This is a genomic window from Corynebacterium tuberculostearicum, from assembly GCF_022347385.1.
Lineage (GTDB): Bacteria > Actinomycetota > Actinomycetes > Mycobacteriales > Mycobacteriaceae > Corynebacterium > Corynebacterium tuberculostearicum_M.
Genome location: NZ_JAKRDT010000001.1, coordinates 228,993 through 247,580 on the forward strand (window position 1 = coordinate 228,993; position 18,588 = coordinate 247,580).

Genomic DNA, 18,588 nt, shown 5'->3' on the forward strand with positions numbered 1-18,588 from the left:
GATGGGGGCGGGTTAGTTAGATATCGTCGCCTAAGTCGCCCTCGCCCGAAGCAGAATCAGGGCCGTCCTTGCCATCATCGGACTGCGGGCCTTCCTCCTCGGCGGAATCTTCGCGGTCATCGATCTCGGTATTGATGATCTGCTGGCTTTCTTCTTCATCCAAGGAAGCCAAAAATGCCTGGAACTCCTCGCTGATTTCCTCACCGGTAGGCATGGGCTCCTCGCCGGGCATGATCGCCTGTGGATGCTCCTTGCGGTAGCGCTCCATATAAGCGTCATACTGCTGCTCGAGTTGTTGGACTACGCTTTCAATCTCATCCGAGCCACCAACTTGCTCCTCCAGCTGGTTTTCCACGCGAGAAATATCGGCCTCAATGCTGCCTAAAGGAATATTGAGGCGCGCCGCCCGAGCCACCGAATCCAACAACTGGTACGTGGCCTGCGGATAAGGCGAAGCGGCCAAATAATGCGGCACGTGGACGGTATATCCAGCCACCGTGCGGTGCTTATCCGCCAGAGCCTTTTCCAAGTACAGCGCGGCGGAGCCTGGCACCATCATGGTGGAATCCATCGAGAGCATGTGCTCGGTCAAGCGGGAGGAGGTGCCATGGGCCGTGACCACCGTGGGGCGGGTATGCGGCACCGGCATCGGCGCGGCATAGAGCATGATGGTGTCTTCAATATTGAACTTTTCCACCAGCTTCACCACGGCCGTAGTGAACGCCTCCCAGCGCATGTCTGGTTCAGGGCCAGACAGCAGTAGGAAGGTCTTGCCGGAATTATCGCGCAGGACCTTAATACCAAGATCCATGGACTCGATTTCCAGCGCCCGATCCTTATCAATCGTGATGGCTGGGCGGCGCGAGCGGTAATCAATCAGCTCATCAGAGTTAAACGATGCCAGCTGACGGCCTTCCAAAGCGGCCTTCAGGTGGTCAGCACTTGCCTCAATGGCCTGGCCAGCGTCAGCATATCCGTGCATGGCAACAATCATGGTGGGGCCTTGTCCGTCACCGGAATCATCCCTAATCACCGGAGCCGGATATTCCAGCTCATACATGCGGCGATCTTCTTCGTGCATGTTGTGTTACCTCCTTGCTTTCTTACCTACCCCAACGCCGCGTGCGTGCTTACTATTCCCGCGCGCACTGCGAGGCTAAATAAACAATTGTGCCCCAAACCGCTGCGCATTGCCAGCGCAATCCCGGGCGGGGTGTGGAAAGCCGCTTGCCGACGCCCCTTTCACCCCACCTATCCACAGATCCCCACTACCTAGCTCTTTTTGGCCTATGCACAGTTGCGCGCGTGGTTGAAGCTAGGGCCATGGACATCACAACACCAACTCAGCCCATCCGTACACCCGGCGATATCCTCGCCAATATCCCAGGAATCCTCGGATTCTTTCCCACTGAATCAGTCATCCTCATCTCCATCCAACCCAGCCAACGCGGACACAGCATCGGACCAGTAGCCCGCCTCGATCTGCACGATGTGCCTGGTGCCCTGCACGAAGTGATGGAAGCGTTTCACTGCGGAAATCCCGAAATCAACTTCTGCTTCGTGCTCTCCCAACGCGAGGAGGGAGAGCTTTGGGATATTCTGCAGTCTCTTTACCATTTCCAAGACCGGACAGGTATGGGCATCGATGCCTGCTGGCTGGCCGAAGAACTATCCACCGATACCGCCTATGACCTCATCTTTGGCCACGCCACAGAAAGCGGCGAGGGCCCGCTGCAGAATTGGATGGAAGGAACCATACCCGCCATCTCGACGAGCCACACGATGCGCGCCTGCGTGAATAATGGCATGCTTCCGGAACTGAACCGTCATGACTTGGTCCAGCGCTTCAAGGACCCGAACCCATACTTTGGGGAAGAAGAGATTAGGGCCATGGAGCGATGCGCCGAAGAGATTGCCCGCCAATTGCGCGCCGGGCACGGATACGGCACCACAGATCCAGTGCAGGTGGTCAAACACCTCATCGCCGATGTGCGCTATGTGCTCAGCGAGGTCGAATCGCTGGAGGAAACCCTAGAAAATGAAGAATTGTTGTGCGTGGCAGCCATGTGGATGTCTACCACCTGGACCCGTGACCTAGTCATTGCGGAGCTCGTCTCCGCACCGCAGGAAGCAGGAGACCTGTTATTGGCGGTAGCCCGTACATTCCAGGGGTCTATTCGCTATAACGCCCTAGCTTTATATGCTGCTAGCCAGGTGTCCCACGAATTCGGAATTTATGCCGGTCCGGCGCTTTCCGTAGTGGTAGAAGAGGCGCCCCATCACAATTTGGGGCGCCTCATAGCGCAGGGATATCGCAGTGGCATGGGAAAGCGGTTGGTCTCCAGCCTATGCCATGGTTGCGAGCTAGCCCGCGAAGCGGCGGGGCTCCGCGTTGACAGCCCCGCCTAACACGCGTGGCGTCTAGGACCGCTTTGCGGAATGTGCCTTATCACCAAGCTGTCGGGTGAAGTTCCACGCGTCGGTGACGATGGTTTCCAGGTCCGTACGGGTGGGATTCCACCCGAGCTCGCGTTGAATCTTCTCAGAGGAAGCGATGAGCGTAGCTGGGTCGCCCGCGCGGCGCGGCGCCACCTCAGCCGGAATATCGTGGCCGGTGACCTTGCGACACATCTCGATGACTTGCTTGACGGAGTACCCATCGCCAGAACCCAAGTTGTAAATGCGGTGGGTGCCAGATTCATTGGACTCGAGGGCAAGCACGTGGGCGTCGGCTAGATCGCGGATATGGATGTAGTCACGCACTGGGGTGCCGTCTGCGGTATCCCAGTCATCGCCGAACATGAAGATCTTATCGCGGTGGCCCAAAGCAACCTGCAACACGATGGGGATGAGGTGGGTTTCTACCTCGCGGTTCTCGCCAATATTTCCGTAGGCGCCAGCCACATTGAAATAGCGCAGCGAGGTAGCGCCCAGGCCGTAGGCGTGGGCAAAGGACGTGATCATGTAGTCGATGGCCAGCTTGGTCGCACCATAAGGATTGGTGGGCTGGGTCGGCATGTCTTCCGTAATCGGGACCTGGTCGGGCTCACCGTAGGTTGCAGCGGTGGAGGAAAAGACGAGGTTTTTGACGTCGTTATCCCGCATGGCATTAAGCAGCGTCAGGGTAGTAACGACGTTGTGCTGCCAGTACTCATCAGGCTTTTCCACGGATTCGCCCACCAAGGAGCGCGCAGCGAAGTGAATGACGCCTTCGAAGCCACCTTCGCCCAGGACATCGGCAGCCTTGTCCGCGACATCGCCCTCGATGACGCGGGCGGCTTCCGGAACGGCCTCATGGTTGCCAGTGGAGAAATTATCGATGATGGTTACGTCATGGCCTTGTTCGACTAATACTGCGGCGCAGACGCTGCCCACGTAGCCGGCGCCACCTGTGACGAGAAGCTTCATGGGTTATACCTCCACGCGCACGGCGTGCGCCAAATCGTCGGAAAGCACGACGCTGCCACCTTCCGGTGTCGACAGTGTAATCGTGCCGCTGTTATTGACTACAGACACCTTGGCGCCCACTCGGATTCCAGCATCGGTGAGCTCTTGGAAGGTGCCATCATCAACCTGCAGGATTTCATTGACCTGTATGACGGTAGCGGAGACCTGCTCGCCATTGGGGAGATCGACCGCGCGGGTGCCCTGGTCCGGCTGCGGAACTTCGAAGCCAAGTGCAGACAGCGCCGGAATAGGATTGCCAAAAGGCGACCGCGTCGGATCATCGAGAACGGCGACCATGCGCTTTTCCACCTCTTCGCTCATGACGTGCTCCCACCGGCAGGCCTCGTCGTGGACCTTGGCAATGTCGAGCCCCAGGACGTCGGTAAGCAAACGCTCTGCCAACCGGTGCTTGCGCATGACTGCGGTAGCTAGGTCGCGGCCCTTGTCCGTGAGATCCAAACTGCGGTCGGTGCGCACGTGCAAAAGGCCATCGCGCTCCATGCGAGCTACAGTCTGAGAAACCGTAGGCCCAGATTGCTCCAAACGCTCCGCAATGCGGGCGCGCAGGGGAGTGATGCCTTCTTCCTCTAGCTCGTAGATGGTCCGCAGATACATCTCCGTTGTATCAACTAGGTCCCTCACGTGGGCATACCTTTCTGTGTGAATACAGTTACGCGGCTATAGTCCCGCCCAAGAACGGGAAAGCGCTTTCTAGACTCTGCAGTCCAGATTAGCCTACCTAAGGCTTGGCTCGCCGCTAGGAACCAAGCCGATGCCTTATCAACGCCAAACCCCGAGCCCATGGCGGTACGTTGCCAAATGGGCCCGGGGAGAGGGTGTGCTGCCGAATACAGTAGGCGTGGATTACAAAGCGTACTCGCGCAGGCGATCGGCGCGGTTGCCATCGCGCAGCTTAGCCATGACTTCGCGCTCAATCTGGCGTACACGCTCGCGCGAGAGGCCGAAGCGGCGACCAATCTGATCCAAGGTGCGCGGAACACCATCATCGAGGCCGTAGCGTAGGCGGATGACGTCCTGCTCGCGCTTTTCCAAGGTGTCAATCACGCCGCGGATATCGGAGTGGCGCATAGAAGCGACGACCGCAGTTTCAGCATCGGTAGCTTCCGCGTCTTCGATGAAGTCACCCAAAGGAGCTTCTTCATCGGTACCTACCGGCATATCGAGAGAGACCGGATCGCGCGACTGGCGCAGCAGCATCTCAATCTTGTTCTCATCAATGCCGGATTCTTCCGAAAGCTCCTCGTTAGTAGCTTCGCGGCCCAAGGATTGATACATCTCGCGCTTAATGCGGGAAAGCTTGTTTACCTGCTCCACCAAGTGGACGGGGAGGCGAATGGTGCGGGACTGGTCAGCCATGCCGCGGGTAATTGCCTGGCGGATCCACCACGTGGCATAAGTGGAGAACTTAAATCCCTTGGCGTAATCGAACTTCTCCATTGCGCGGATAAGGCCCAAGTTGCCCTCCTGGATGAGATCCAGCAGTGGCATACCGCGGCCGGTGTAGCGCTTTGCCAGCGAGACAACGAGGCGCAGGTTGGCTTCGAGCAGGTGGGAGCGTGCCTTCTTGCCTTCACGGGCGAGGATCTTAAGGTCGCGCTTTTCCGCGCGGGTGAGCTTTTCTGCGTTATTCAGCTTGTACTCCGCGTACAGACCAACCTCGATGGCCTGAGCGAGTTCTACCTCATCTTCCGCGCTGAGCAGTGCGGTCTTGCCGATGCCGTTGAGATAAACGCGGACGAGGTCGGCAGAAGGGTTATCGTTGGTTTGGTTGCGGCGAGATCCGCGGTCTACTTCCTGTTCTTCATCAGTAGTGGCACTTGAAGTGCCCTTGGCGGTGGTGGCAGATGTCTTCGTCATAGTGAAGCCTCCTGAATTTGTCGCCGGTTTCACAAAGTACAACGGAGTCTGTAGCGATTTAGTTCCCGGTGCGGAGAGAATCATTAAAAACAGTTGTTCCCCGTGGTACAACTCCACCTTTTCGGGGGAGAGGTACCACGGGGAACGGCTACGAGCGGCGAGTAGCTAGAAATGTGGAACTACTATCCACGCACCTGTACGAGGTAGCGGTAGATGGTGGGCTCAGATACGCCGAGGCGCTCTGCAGCTGCGGCAATTCCGCCTTTAAGAAGGAAGAATCCTGCATCCTCAAGGTCAGAAACCACCTCGAGACGCTCTTCGCGCTGCATGCGAGGAACTGGCGTGCTCTGGTTGGAAATCGCAGAGTTCAGCATGGAATCGAGAAGGTGCTCCACGTTAGAACGCAGAGACTCGCTTACTTCTTCGCTTTCAGGCTCTTCTGCAGTCTCTTCAGCTACTTCTTCTGGAACTGGGTCAGGTACCGCTACGGGGCGCTGGGGTTGCTCCTCTGCGCCGGGGTAGCCGCCGAAGGCCTTTGACTTATCAAATGCGGGATCATCGGCGTTGCCGATAAGTGCGGCGGCAGCATCGCGAATGTGTACCAACTCGGAGACATCAACATTGATGCACAGCATGCCGCGCATATGGCCGGAGTCATCTCGGATGAAGTAGCTTGAAGAGCGGCAAATCTTGCCTTCCGCATTGACGGCGCGGTAGCCGGTCATCATGGGTATTGCTGCGGCATCGCCTTGTTTCATAAACCACAAAGCGAAATCGGTCACCGGGCCGCCTAGCTGCCGGCCGGAGATGTGGCCGTTGGCGATGGCCATGATGGATTTATCGGGGACGTCGAGATCGTGAAGTACGATTTCGGTGTTGGGGCCCATTGCCTTACCGAGGAATTCGACGAGGGGAATGTACTGCTCGAGGAAGTTGTCTTCGGAGGCATTGCCGCTAGGGAAGTTCATTAGCTGAAGCATGTCCTTTAATTCCTGTCAGGTTATAGAGAAGATATCACACGGAAGCGAATAGGCGAAAGGGGGGAGTAGCGCCAAGAAAGCCGGGTGAACACAAGCGGCTTAGCGCTGTGCTCACCCGGCTCATCGCTTCTTTATAGGGTGGTCTCTATCCGCACACCGGAACTGGTGGGTGAACTGCTAGAGCCAGGCCACCTTGTGAGGTCTCCCTATACTTGGCGTTCATATCCTTACCAGTCTTATACATGGTCCAGATGACTTCGTCCAAAGAAACACATGGCTTGCTCTCGCGCTCCAGCGCCATGCGGGCGCTTGTGATGGAGTCAACGGCAGCGACAGCGTTGCGCTCAATGCAGGGTACCTGAACCTGTCCAAGGACTGGGTCACAGGTCAGGCCTAGCTTGTGCTCCATGCCAATCTCAGCTGCGATGCATACCTGCTCTGGGGTAGCGCCCATGAGCTGGGCGAGACCGCCAGCAGCCATGGAGCACGCTACACCAACTTCTCCCTGGCAGCCGACCTCAGCGCCCGAGATGGAAGCGTTCATCTTGTACAGGGAAGCAATCTGGTTGCAGGCGAAGATGTAATCAGCAAACATCTCGGTGGTAACGGGCTCAACGAACTTGTCGTAGTAAGCCAGTACTGCCGGAACAACGCCGCAGGCGCCGTTCGTAGGAGCGGTAACAACGCGGCCGCAGGATGCATTCTCCTCGGAGATGGCCAGTGCGAACATGTTGACCCAGCTGAGGATGTTCAGACCATCATGCGGTTCGGACTGCTCCAAGCGGCGCTTGAGGGCAGCGGCGCGGCGGGGGACCAGCAGGGAACCTGGGAGCGGGCCGTCGGTAGCGGAGCCGCGCTTGATGCCGGTGTACATGACATCGCGAACCTTGCGCAGGTGCTCGTTGACCTCTTCTTCGGAACGAAGTGCCAACTCGTTGGCAAGGCCAAGCTCCGGGAGGGTCATGTTGTTCTTCTCGCACAGCTCAAGCATCTCTGCGGCGCTGGCGTATGGGAAGGGGATATCAACCTTGGCGTCCGTGCGCTTGGCAAAGTCTTCCTGCTTGACGATGAAACCGCCGCCGACTGAGTAGTAGGTCTTGTGCAGGATGTCTTCCTCGCCAGCGAAGGCGATAAGGCACATGCCGTTTTCGTGCATCGGGAGGTACTCGTCATGGAAGAAGAAGCCGCCGTCCTTGGGGAATTCTACCTCGTGGGAGCCGCCCAGCATGAGCTTCTCGCTGCTGCGGACGTTCTTCATGAATTCGGAGATGCCGTCGATATCAACCGTCTCTGGCTCTTCACCAGCGAGGCCGAGAAGGATGGCCTTGTCGGTGGAGTGGCCGATTCCCGTGAGGGAGAGGGAGCCGTAGACATTTGCCTGAACTCGAGTGACCTTGTCAAAGAGGTCCTTTTCCTTGAGCTCGTCCACGAAAGCTTTGCCGGCTTTCATTGGCCCAAGAGTGTGTGAGCTTGAGGGGCCGATGCCAATCTTGAACATATCGAAGATGCTGATGAACATTGTTCTTTCCTTGAATCCTCTGCGATTTTCTCGTCTGCGGCGGTGCTTAGAAAGCCTGGACGATGGAGTAGATGATGGTTGCCAGGGCGACGAGGCCCATGAAGAAGACGAAGTAGTTGGAAGCCTTGCCCTTGTAGCGCTTCAGCGCAGGAACCTTGTGAATGGCGACCATTGGGATGATGAAGAGCATGATGGCAATCGTCGGGCCACACAGGGTTTCAATCATGCCCAAGATGGATGGGTCAGCCCAAGCGACGAGCCAAGCGGTGACCAGCATGAAGATGAGGGTGATGGTATCGAGCTTGTGGGCGGACTCTGCGTCGTCCTTGCTTGCGTTCTTGCTGCCCTTGATGACGAGGCCTTCGAAGCCTTCGGCTGCGCCGAGGTAGTGGCCGAGGAAGGACTTAGCAACTGCAATCATGGCGATGATTGGTGCAATCCACTGGATAAGTGGGGTATCGAAGTGATTGGCCAGGTAAGACAGGATGGTGATGTTTTGTGCCTTAGCTTCTGCCATGTCAGCCGGGGAGAGGCTCAGAGCGCAGGAAAAGACGAAGAACATAACCACGGCGACCATGAGGATTTCTGCGCGGAGCAAGGTCTTGCGGGACTTGGCCTCAGCGAACTTGCCGTAGGTCTGGCGGCGGTCAACGGCGAAGGAGGAAATCATTGGGGAGTGGTTGAAGGAGAAGACCATAACCGGAACCAGCAGCATCAGGGTAACGCCCATGCTGTGGCCAGAAGCCTCGCGAGCAACGTTGAGGTCGAAGGAATCAAAGAGTGCGGTATTCCACTTCGGGATGAGGTAGAGGGAAAGCAGAACCAGGATGCCGATGAATGGGTAGACCAGGTAGGACATGACGTGAACTACGACGTCCTTGCCCATGCGGACGACCAGGATGAGGCCGCCTACTAGCAGGAGGGAGGTAAGCCAGCGCTCCGGCGGGGTGATTCCGAGCTGGTGCTCCAAGAAGGAGTTGACCGTGTTGGTGATGGTTACCGAGTAAACCAGCAGGATGGGGTAGACCGACAGGAAGTACAGGATGTTCATCAGAACGCCGGCCTTCTTGCCAAAGTGTTCCTCGACGACGTCCGTGAGGTCACCGTCTGGCTTGGAGCTGGAAAGCACCAAGCGGGTTAATCCGCGGTGAGCCCAGAAGGTCATTGGCAGTGCTACCACCGTCATGATGATCAGTGGGATGATGCCGCCGATACCGGCGTTGATGGGGAGGAAGAGGACGCCGGCGCCGATTGCGGTGCCGAACAGGGAGAGCATCCATACGGTGTCTTCCTTATTCCACTTCGGTGCCCCCTTCTGGCCATCGAACGGGGTATCAATGCCAGGGGCTGGTGCGGATTCCTTGGAGGAGGGAGCTGTCTTGGAGGTCTTGAGATCCTGGGGCATCTCAGCCTGGTTTTCTGGGTGCTGGGCTTTGTTGCGCCGCGTGATTGAGTGGGACATTTTCTTTCCTACATCTAGTTGGTCGGCCGAAGCGTTTGGGCTTCTGCAACCATGATTGAGAAAAATTTTCTCACTCAATTTTGCGTTTGTAGGATTTTGAGAAATTATCTCGCATCCTGCATATCCAGCCCTTTTGCTTCGCTGTGCCTTCAGTATAGAACAAAATCTTGCAGGGTGATAATAAATTATTGCACTGCGAGTAGGGCATTTATCACCCTCTGAGAATTTGCATTCCGCAGTGCTTTATGGCTTGCTCTACACAAAATCCGGAAAAGTGGTTTGGGTCACGGAATCGTTTGTAAAGGGGCCTGCTTAACACGATTTTCAGATATCGTGGGGTGGAAATGAAGGGTGCGGGCTAGGTCTCTACCAAGACGGTGAACGGTCCTTCGTTCACAGAGGAAACGCGCATTTTAGCCCCGAATTGGCCTGTTTCTACTGACACGCCGCGGTCCCTGAGGTGCGCAATAATCGCCGCGATGACCGGTTCGGCCTCGGGTCCTGGAGCGGCATCCGCCCACGAAGGGCGCCGCCCTTTGGCAGTGCGGCCGTACAAAGTAAATTGGCTCACCACAAGCACGGGCGCTCCGGCGTCAATGACTGAGACTTCGCCATCAAGAATGCGCAGTTCTGCAATCTTGCGTGCCATTTTCTCAGCGCGGGGCTGCCAATCATCCATATCCTCGCGCGAGACACCAACTAGAGCGAGAAGACCACCGGTTTCGGGGCAATCGATGGCTCCTACGGTTTCTCCATCGACGATCACTGTGGCCTCTGATACCCGAGTCAAAACTGCGCGCATGGTTTACTTCTCCTTATATAACGAGTGGGGGACAGTGTGGATTTAGCTAAGGTCCGGCGAATCCGTATCCAAGAGGAGATCAGCTGGGATAAGCAGGCCATGTCGGACCATATCGATTACGGCGGGTAGGGCGGCTGCGGTGAGTTCTTCTTCGTCGAAACCATGCGCCGCCGCATACAGGCCAATGGTTTCTTCTAGGTTTAAGCCCTGTGGGTTGAGTCCGGCGACAATGGCAGTGATGTGTTCATCTACTTCGTGGCTCCAGCGCGGACCGTCGGTGCGAGTAAGACGTAGAGCGGCCCGGGTAAAGCCCTGTCCCAATTCCGCATCTGGGGAGCTGATATCTTCGCGTGCCAGCCCCGGGCGTACCTGGAAGTGCTTTCCCTGTAGCTCACCGGGTACTAGGTCGCGCAACCACGCTACACGGGCAAAGTATTCTTCTACTTCAGGGCCAAGTGGGTCGCTAAAGGCCTGCGGCATTTCTTCGGCCAAGATATCGGCAGGTTCATCGTCGCCGATGCGTTGGATAGCCACAAAACCAAAGCCAATGCCATTGACCTCGTGCTGCTGGAAATGCTCCAGCCAGGCGCGAGAGCGCTCTTGTCCTTCAGGGGAGCGTACATCCAGGGATTCATCCTCGAGCCAGGTGGACACATAGAGTGCGGGATCGGCTACGTCGCGCTGGATGATCCAGGCGGCAATTCCTTTGTCCGGCAGCCAGGAAGCAACGCGTTGCTGCCAGGTCTCGCCGCTGGTGTGTACCCAAGCTGCCAGAAGGTGAGCCGTTCCGCCGGGGGTTAGGTGATCGGTGGCCCGAGAGACAACCAGCTCGCTGGCACCGTCCAGATTTAACCCGGAATCGCGGTAGACGTGGCCAACTTCGGGAAGGCCAACAACAAAAGGTGGGTTAGCTACGAGGCGGTCAAAGCGGCGGCCGGCTACGGGGTCGAACCACGAACCTTGCAGCAATTCCACTTTCTCGCTATCGCCAGTAGCGGCAATGGTAGCCTCGGCCAATTCCAACGCACGCTCATGCACGTCGGTGGCGGTAATCTTCTCAGCGCAATCGAGCTGCCCCAGCAATTGGACGCCCGAGCCAGTGCCTAGATCTAAGACGCTGCCCACTGGGCTTACTGGCGTGGATTGCAGCAGGGAGAGGCTTGCCGCGCCGACGCCAAGCACGTGGTCTGGGCCGGGTACGTGGTCGACCAAGGAGGCGTCGACGTCGGAGAAGATGAGACGGTTGGCGCCAACGATGGTGTGCGGGCGGATATCGAGGGCGATGTAGGCCTTGCCATGGGCGTCAGCAAGCGCAACATTGGCATCGAGCAACTGGGTAGCCAGGCGCGCGCCTACCGCCTCGCCCAAAAGCGTGGCCGGCAGGTGCTCATGAAGGAGGAAGAAGCGGATCAAAAGATCCAATTGAGATTCGCTGTGCGCGGCGAGCGCAACTGGTGCGGGTTCGCCGCGGAAGAGGGCCTCGGTAACTTCCGGACCTAGGTGCCCGGCTACGCCATCGGTAGTAAAACCGGCGGCGGTAAAGACGTCGGAAAGCTCTGCGGCCAGCGTGGCTAGCGCGGTGGCATCAAAGTCGGGGCCAAAAGCGGTCGTCATGTAGGCAGGAATCCTTTACTCTTCTTCGTGATCAATGATGTCGTGGTGTGCCTCAATAGGCCGGGCAGTGCCGCCGGATACCTGTGGGGCGTGGGTCTGGCTATAAAGCTGCCGGTTCATGGCTGGCTTGTACACGTTTTTCTCGCGCTTATCCTTCTTTTCTCCCCGGCCGTTGCCAATCACCACGGCTATCCAGGGGAGGGGAAAAGTCACGCCCACAATGATGGCGGCTAAAAGCCACCAATGCATATAAAGGAAGAAGCCGGCGATGAGCAGGGAAGGAACGCGTAAAAACTGGAAGATTCCATACCGAATTTCGCGGCGCTTGCGGTCCTGGCCAGGCGAGAGCTTGGCATCTGTGATGAGGTAGCGCTCTTTTTTGCCAAACAACCTAGACTCGGCTCCCCTCGTGCGCATCGGCGTTCCCTCGATAAGGGGAGAGGGGCGCAGTGGCTGGCGTGCATGACGTGTACATGTTCTCCAAGGGTAGCCGCCTGACTCGCAAAGTTCGATGCCGATGCGGCAAAATGGAGTGCGTGACTACGACTACGAAGACAATTGAACGGCCAGATATTCGTGAAGACACTTCGACGACGGATAATGACACGCCGAAGTTCTTCCACTACGTCAAAAAGGATCACATCCTCGATTCCGCGGTGAACGGCAAGTACGTCGTTGCGCTGTGCGGCGAAACTTTCCCGGTGACCAAGCAGGCAAAGCCGGGTTCTCCGGTGTGCCCCGATTGTGAGCGTGTGTATAAGGGTCTGCGCCGCAAGTGAGGACTTTTAAAAAGACTAACCTTCGCGCCTGGCAGCAATCCGCCCTCGATAAATTCCTCGCCACTAAGCCGCAGGACTTCATGGCGGTGGCGACCCCGGGCGCCGGAAAGACTACCTTCGCCCTGCGCATTGCCACCGAGCTCATGGAAGACCGTACGGTCGAGCGCGTAATCGTGGTGGTGCCTACCGAACACCTCAAGACCCAGTGGTCGAGCGCTGCCGCGCGCGTGGGTCTGGCTCTCGATCCGGCGTTTAGCAATTCCTCCGCCGTTAATCCCTCGATGGACGGCATCGTGGTGACTTATGCGCAGGTGGGTATGCACCCCTTCAAGCACCGCGCGGTGGCCTCGGCTCGGCGCACTTTGGTGATCCTTGATGAGATTCACCATGCAGGCGACGCCAAGAGCTGGGGCGATGGCGTCAAGGAAGCCTACGACGATGTCAATCACCGCCTGGCCTTGACCGGTACGCCTTTCCGCTCCGATGACTCGCCCATTCCATTCGTCCAGTACGTGGACGATGGGGAGGGGCACAAGGTATCCCGCTCGGACCATACCTATGGCTATGGCGATGCGCTTGCCGACGGCGTCGTGCGCCCCGTTGTCTTTCTTTCTTACTCTGGCGAAGCCCGCTGGCGCGACTCGGCCGGCGAGGAACATGCAGCCCGTTTGGGCGACATTATGAATGCGGAGCAAACCGCCCGAGCGTGGCGCACCGCCTTGGACCCCAAGGGTGAGTGGATCCCTGCTGTGCTGCAGGCGGCGCATACCCGCCTGATGCAAATGCGGCGCAATATGCCGGATGCCGGCGGCCTTGTGCTGGCTTCGGATACGACGACTGCGCGCGCGTATGCCAAGATCCTCAAACAGCTTTCTAATACGCCAGTGTCGGTGATTTTGTCTGATGATCCGGGCTCCTCGGACCGTATTCAGGAGTTTTCTGAGTCCACCGATGAGTGGATGGTGGCAGTCCGCATGGTGTCCGAGGGCGTCGACGTCCCGCGCCTAGCGGTGGGCGTTTATGCTACCTCGGCGTCGACTCCTCTCTTTTTCGCCCAGGCCATCGGCCGCTTCGTGCGCTCGCGCATGCCGGGTGAGACGGCATCGGTTTTCCTTCCATCGGTTCCTGTGCTGCTGGGCTTGGCGGAAAATATGGAAAAGTCCCGCGACCACGTCTTGGGTGAAGAAAAGCCCGACAAGGAAGGCTGGGACGACGAACTGCTAGAGCAGGCGAATCAGAAAAAGACCGAACCAGACATGCTGGAGAAGTCTTATGAGTCGCTTGGTGCCGAAGCAGAGTTTTCGGGACTGCTCTACAACGGTTCTCAGTTCAATACCGGGGATATGACTACCGATGAGGAAGCGGACTTCCTAGGTATTCCCGGGCTACTGGATGCAGACCAAGTAAAAGACTTGCTGCGCAAGAAGCAATCCGAAGAAATGGACCGCCGCGAAGCGGAGGAAAAGGCGCGGCGTGCTGCTGAGGCGGAGGAGGCTCACCGACGCAAGCTCTACGGCATGGATTATGCGCCGGCCTCGCGGAAAAAGGCTGTGGAGTCTGAGTCCAGCGACACCGGAGTCGTCGATGAGCTAGGCCAGCTGCGCAAAGAGCTCAACACAGTTGTCTCCATCGCTGCCCAGCGCTCGGGCCGCCCGCACGGTGCGATTCACACCGAGGTCCGTAAGGCCTGCGGTGGACCGCCCACCGCGCTCTGCAACGCCGACCAGCTACGCGAGCGCATCGAGTACCTGCGCAAGTGGTAGGTGACGCTACGTGGTAGGCGGTCATGGTCAAAGTCAAGAGAAAGCAGGGCCGGATTGGGAAAGTACTCCAGTACCTTTCGTGCGGTGCACTTCTAGCGCAGTGCACTCCTAGCGCGGAGTCCACCCAGCCCGGCCTTTTCTGCGCTCTACCAGAAAGCGACCGCCGTACAATGCGCAGCCAGCGTGGGTAACGTAGTTAAAAGCAATAGAACGATTAGCAATAACACGATTATGGCTTTTGGGCTGCACTCAAGGAGGCCAATCGTATGACCACCCCGAACGACCCTCACACCCCGGGCAACGGAAAGAATTCCGACAGTACCGAAGGCGCGGTATACCCGGCCTTTGCCGGTGGCGGTGACGGTTACGGTTATTCCCCGGCCGAAAAGAAAAGCGTGATTGCGGTGTGGGCTCTCATTATCGGCATCATTGCGCTGGTGTCTTTGCTCCTAGTTGTTCCACCGCTGCTGCTAGGACCGATTGGCATCATCGTCTCCATCATCGCATTGCTAAAAGGCAAGAAGCGACCAAAAGAGCTGCGCCGCGCCTGGATGTCCATCGCCGGCTTGATTACCTCAATTATCGCTTTAATCTTGTCCGTTGCTTTCTTAATTTACTTGTATACGCACATTGGTTGGACGATGACGCCTGACCCTGAAATGTGCACGACCATCGATGACCCAGCGCAAAAGCAAGCCTGCATGGAAGATTCCTTGAACGGTTCTACTCAAAACTAGGCGTTTCCCAAACGCCGAATATCGCATCCTCCCACCCATGTGGAGGTGCGCAAGGCTTGCCGCGGCCCGACCGCCCACAAACTCGGCCACTCGGTAGTTGCCAGTTATTTCACAGGTTCCGTAAGTAACGTGGCCGAAAGCGATTACAAATGCGTAAGTTATTAGAATCACATATTCGATAAAGAGCACCCAATTAGGGCTGCCCCAAGGAGGCCAACCACATGACCACCCCGAACAACCCAGAGAACCCGGACAACGCGAAGAACCCATTTAGCAGCGACAGCACCGGCAAGCTGCCCTCCTACGGTGAGGCAACCTCCAAGGCCAACGAGGAGCACACCCACGACGCAAACAACTACGGCGTAGACAACACCGCTCACGACCACGCCTCCCACGATGCTTACGGTACGGACGCAACCGCCGCTGGCGCCGGCTACCCGGCCTACGCTGGTGCCGGCAGCCAGCCGGCAAAGAAGAACGCAGTTGCTATCTGGGCACTGGTCATCGGCATTATCGCGCTGCTGTCCCTGCTGCTGATCGTTCCGCCGCTGCTGCTCGGCCCAATCGGCATTATCGTTTCCATCATCGCCCTAGTCGTTGGCCGCAAGCGCCCGAAGGAGCTGCGCCGCACCTGGATGTCCGTCGTCGGCCTGGTTACCTCTATCTTGGCCTTGGCCGGCACCATCGCCATCATGGCCTTCGGCGTGAAGATTCTCGGTGACACTGGCGCCGACAAGTGCCTGAACATGCAGGACCCTGCCCAGCAGCAGGCCTGCATGGAGGACACCCTGGGCACCGCATCATAGCAGTAAGGGAAATACCCACACACTGCATTTAGCAACCCCCACGAGCCCCGACCACATACGTGGTTGGAAGGCATGTGGGGGTCTTTATGTCTCGTGGAAGTCGTGGGGTTGCCCGCAAATCGTGGACACGTAGTGGAGCTACCTAGTGGTTAGGCAGCTATTTCTTTTCTGCTGGTGGTTAGACCAATGTGGTTCTCGAAGTCGACGGGGCTTACCATACCGAGTGCGGAGTGTCGGCGCCGGCGGTTGTAGACGACTTCAATCCAGTAGGCAACGGCCTTGCGTGCGGCATCACGGGTCGCCCAGCGCTTACGGTCGTAGAACTCGGTTTTAAGCGTTGACCAGAATGACTCGGCCATCGCGTTATCGAAGCACACACCGGTACGCCCTACGGACTGAGCAATGCCCAGGTTGCGGCAAATTTCCCAGAGCTTCTCGCTGGTAAATTGGGTTCCGCGGTCAGCGTGAAACACTAGCCCGTCAGGCACGTCACCGCGCAGCGTATGCGCCATTCGCAGGGCCCGTTCGACCAGGTATGTATCTTGAACGCTATCCATAGCCCAGCCCAGTACCCTGCGGGAATGGCCATCGCGGACTGCACACAGATACAACCAGCCTTCAGCAGTGCGCAGGTAGGTAATATCCGACATCCACACTCGGTTGAGCTCACCGGTATCAAACATGCGCTTGACCAGGTCAGGAAGCGTGGACTTACGTTTGGCTTGGACCGTTGTCACTGGGACAAAGGCCCGCGGTGAAATCCCTTCAATGCTCATCATGCGCATTCGTTTAGCCACAGTCTTACGGTTAAGCGCAATGTGGTAGCGCTCGGTAAGTTCTGCGGTGATCCGCGGAGCACCGTAAACCTGATCGGAGTCCGACCAAATCTGATGAATCTTGCGGTCAACATCGTCGTAGAATGCTGCGCGATCATCGTCGCCGGATAGCCGCTTCTGCTGCGTATGGGCCCATTTGTAGTATCCAGACCGAGACACTTTTAATAGCCGTGCCATACGTTTGATGCTGTAGTTTGCCTTCTCCTGCCGCATCAATTCGAACTTTTCTGCTCGCGTTGCTTCGCAGCGAAGAAGGCTGTCGCTTTTGACAAAAACTCATTATCCATCTTGGCTTCCGCCAGTTCACGGCGCAGACGAGCATTTTCAGCACGAAGATCAGCCTCGCTCATCCCATCTGATGCTCCACGGCGCTCACGCTCGAGTTTGACCCACCTGCCCAAAATTGTGGCTGATACACCAATCTCCTTAGCCACATGAGCAATCGGGCGCTGCGACTCGATTACCAGGTTTGCGGCTTCACGCCGGTACTCCGGCGTGTATTTCTTGCGCTGTTGACTCACAATGAACATCCTCTCCTACGGACACAAGATCCGCACAAATAGGGTGTCCACTACTCGAGGGTAACCTCACGAGTCAAAGATGAGTCTTGCCCGTGAGTTTGGCCTGTCGTCAGACCAAGTGGTTGGATATTGGTCGCGGAAATGGCGCAAAGGCGGCGATGACGCCTTAAAACCGAAGCCGAAGGGCAGGCCTAAAGGTTCAGCTAAGCCGAAAGTGCTTTCTGAAGAAGATAAGCTACGTCGCGAAAACGAACGGTTGCGGGCCGAAAATGCCTACCTAAAAAAATTGCGGGACTTGAGGAATCAGGGACGCGCCTGAAAGTCCAAGCGATCGTCATCCTCAAGTCTCACCACCGCTTGGAGGACCTCCTAGAGGCAGCCGGTATGCCGCGGGCGACATTCTTCTACCACCAGAAACGACTCAGCGAGCCAGATAAGCACGCTGCGATCAAGGAGGCGATCCTAGAAAGCTTCGAGGCTAACAAGCATCGCTACGGCTACCGGCGAGTGTTGCTGGACCTGCGCAACAAGGGCTGGGTGGTCAACCACAAACTCGTTTACAAACTCATGCGCCAGATGGGGCTTCGGGCCAAGATCCGCCAACGCAGACCGTATATTTCCTACGCAGGAACTAAAAGTCGCATTGCTGACAACAAGCTTGACCGCAAGTTCACCCCAGATAAGCCAAACACCGTCTTTGTCAGCGACGTCACCGAGTTTAGGGTCGCAGGCCGAAAAGTGTATTTGTCACCGGTGATGGACTTGTTCGACCGCTCAATCGTCGCCCACACCGTGGCTACATCGCCGACGGCAGCGTTTACCGCCGAATCCTTGACTAAGGCGATTGCGGCCTGTGCGCCGAAGCCTGGGTGGATGATGCACACCGATCAAGGATTCCAGTACCAGCATTCCTCCTGGCGTAACCTGATCGGTGACAACGGCGGTGTCCAGTCGATGTCGCGTAAAGCCAACTGCTACGACAACGCAGTAATGGAGAACTTCTTCGGGCACGTGAAGGCCGAGATGTACCACGGGGAAGTCTTTGACACCGTCGAGGAATTCACCCAAGCGATCGACGAGTACATCCAGTGGTACAACACCGAACGCATCCAACAACGACTCAAGGGCCTGACCCCGATGCAATATCGGAATCAGGCCCTTGAACCCCTCACCGCCTAGAATTAAACCAGTCCAACTTGAGGTTACCCTCGTTTAGTGGACACCCTATTTGTACGGATCTTGTGTCCGTAGGAGAGGATGTTCATTGTGAGTCAACAGCGCAAGAAGTACACGCCGGAGTACCGGCGTGAAGCCGCGAACCTTGTAATCGAGTCAGAGCGCCCGATCGCTCATGTGGCTAAGGAGATTGGCGTCTCCGCCGGGCTTTTAGGCCGGTGGGTCAAACTCGAGCGTGAACGCCGAGGGGCCTCGGATGGGATGAGTG

Annotated in this window: 17 protein-coding genes and 1 pseudogene; 7 read left to right on the forward strand and 11 right to left on the reverse strand. The window is 57.3% G+C overall.

What is annotated here, in order from left to right; genetic code table 11:
* Positions 1 to 16 precede the first annotated feature (16 nt).
* Positions 17 to 1,081: a PAC2 family protein gene (locus tag MHK00_RS01075; protein WP_250410087.1), complete on the reverse strand. Its 1,065-nt coding sequence runs from the start codon at positions 1,079 to 1,081 to the stop codon at positions 17 to 19.
* 242 nt (positions 1,082 to 1,323) lie between these two features.
* Between MHK00_RS01075 and MHK00_RS01080 the strand changes: the two genes are divergently transcribed.
* Positions 1,324 to 2,409, forward strand: a complete 1,086-nt coding sequence (locus tag MHK00_RS01080) for a DUF4192 domain-containing protein (RefSeq protein ID WP_250410088.1) — start codon at positions 1,324 to 1,326, stop codon at positions 2,407 to 2,409.
* Positions 2,410 to 2,421: 12 nt separating this feature from the next.
* On the opposite strand, the gene galE is transcribed toward MHK00_RS01080, so the two are convergent.
* The 9 genes from galE to MHK00_RS01125 form a co-directional block, all read right to left on the reverse strand.
* A complete protein-coding gene (gene galE / locus MHK00_RS01085; RefSeq protein ID WP_250410089.1) occupies positions 2,422 to 3,408 on the reverse strand; it encodes a UDP-glucose 4-epimerase GalE in 987 nt (328 codons plus the stop codon).
* 3 nt (positions 3,409 to 3,411) lie between these two features.
* Positions 3,412 to 4,089 carry a metal-dependent transcriptional regulator gene (locus MHK00_RS01090; protein ID WP_040425254.1) on the reverse strand — a complete coding sequence of 226 codons (678 nt, stop codon included), beginning with the start codon at positions 4,087 to 4,089 and terminating at the stop codon, positions 3,412 to 3,414.
* A gap of 222 nt (positions 4,090 to 4,311) precedes the next feature.
* Positions 4,312 to 5,325 carry a sigma-70 family RNA polymerase sigma factor gene (locus MHK00_RS01095; RefSeq protein WP_005325073.1) on the reverse strand — a complete coding sequence of 338 codons (1,014 nt, stop codon included), beginning with the start codon at positions 5,323 to 5,325 and terminating at the stop codon, positions 4,312 to 4,314.
* Positions 5,326 to 5,507: 182 nt separating this feature from the next.
* The gene (locus MHK00_RS01100; RefSeq protein ID WP_250410090.1) at positions 5,508 to 6,293 is read right to left on the reverse strand and encodes a helix-turn-helix transcriptional regulator; all 786 of its coding nucleotides are present in this window, start codon (positions 6,291 to 6,293) and stop codon (positions 5,508 to 5,510) included.
* Between the two features lie 157 nt (positions 6,294 to 6,450).
* Positions 6,451 to 7,824, reverse strand: a complete 1,374-nt coding sequence (locus MHK00_RS01105) for an L-serine ammonia-lyase (protein ID WP_250410091.1) — start codon at positions 7,822 to 7,824, stop codon at positions 6,451 to 6,453.
* Between the two features lie 46 nt (positions 7,825 to 7,870).
* Positions 7,871 to 9,286: an SLC5/6 family protein gene (locus MHK00_RS01110; protein ID WP_285439595.1), complete on the reverse strand. Its 1,416-nt coding sequence runs from the start codon at positions 9,284 to 9,286 to the stop codon at positions 7,871 to 7,873.
* Positions 9,287 to 9,644: 358 nt separating this feature from the next.
* Positions 9,645 to 10,088: a D-aminoacyl-tRNA deacylase gene (gene dtd / locus MHK00_RS01115; RefSeq protein ID WP_250410092.1), complete on the reverse strand. Its 444-nt coding sequence runs from the start codon at positions 10,086 to 10,088 to the stop codon at positions 9,645 to 9,647.
* 42 nt (positions 10,089 to 10,130) lie between these two features.
* Entirely contained in the window at positions 10,131 to 11,702 is a 1,572-nt protein-coding gene (locus MHK00_RS01120) for a DUF7782 domain-containing protein (RefSeq protein WP_250410093.1), read from the reverse strand.
* A 15-nt stretch (positions 11,703 to 11,717) separates the two neighbouring features.
* Positions 11,718 to 12,092: a DUF3099 domain-containing protein gene (locus MHK00_RS01125; RefSeq protein WP_086587548.1), complete on the reverse strand. Its 375-nt coding sequence runs from the start codon at positions 12,090 to 12,092 to the stop codon at positions 11,718 to 11,720.
* Positions 12,093 to 12,229: 137 nt separating this feature from the next.
* Between MHK00_RS01125 and MHK00_RS01130 the strand changes: the two genes are divergently transcribed.
* The 4 genes from MHK00_RS01130 (at position 12,230) to MHK00_RS01145 (ending at position 15,787) form a co-directional block, all read left to right on the forward strand.
* Positions 12,230 to 12,481, forward strand: a complete 252-nt coding sequence (locus tag MHK00_RS01130) for a DUF3039 domain-containing protein (RefSeq protein ID WP_005325062.1) — start codon at positions 12,230 to 12,232, stop codon at positions 12,479 to 12,481.
* The gene (locus tag MHK00_RS01135; protein ID WP_250410094.1) at positions 12,478 to 14,244 is read left to right on the forward strand and encodes a DEAD/DEAH box helicase; all 1,767 of its coding nucleotides are present in this window, start codon (positions 12,478 to 12,480) and stop codon (positions 14,242 to 14,244) included. Before MHK00_RS01130 ends, MHK00_RS01135 begins: the two co-directional genes overlap by 4 nt.
* 266 nt (positions 14,245 to 14,510) lie before the next feature.
* A complete protein-coding gene (locus tag MHK00_RS01140) occupies positions 14,511 to 14,981 on the forward strand; it encodes a hypothetical protein (RefSeq protein WP_239194024.1) in 471 nt (156 codons plus the stop codon).
* 221 nt (positions 14,982 to 15,202) lie between these two features.
* Positions 15,203 to 15,787 carry a hypothetical protein gene (locus tag MHK00_RS01145; protein ID WP_150851826.1) on the forward strand — a complete coding sequence of 195 codons (585 nt, stop codon included), beginning with the start codon at positions 15,203 to 15,205 and terminating at the stop codon, positions 15,785 to 15,787.
* Between the two features lie 149 nt (positions 15,788 to 15,936).
* On the opposite strand, the gene MHK00_RS01150 is transcribed toward MHK00_RS01145, so the two are convergent.
* Positions 15,937 to 17,153 (reverse strand): IS3 family transposase gene (locus tag MHK00_RS01150; RefSeq protein ID WP_250410095.1). Its coding sequence is split into 2 segments (ribosomal slippage): positions 15,937 to 16,892 and positions 16,892 to 17,153, totalling 1,218 coding nucleotides; the frame shifts between segments, so codons are not numbered across the junction.
* A 61-nt stretch (positions 17,154 to 17,214) separates the two neighbouring features.
* On the opposite strand from MHK00_RS01150, the pseudogene MHK00_RS01155 reads away from it, so the two are divergent.
* A pseudogene (locus MHK00_RS01155) lies at positions 17,215 to 18,323 on the forward strand (IS3 family transposase); the annotation flags it as partial.
* 78 nt (positions 18,324 to 18,401) lie between these two features.
* Positions 18,402 to 18,588: transposase (locus tag MHK00_RS01160; RefSeq protein WP_157844602.1), on the forward strand; the 187-nt coding region annotated here is incomplete at its 3' end.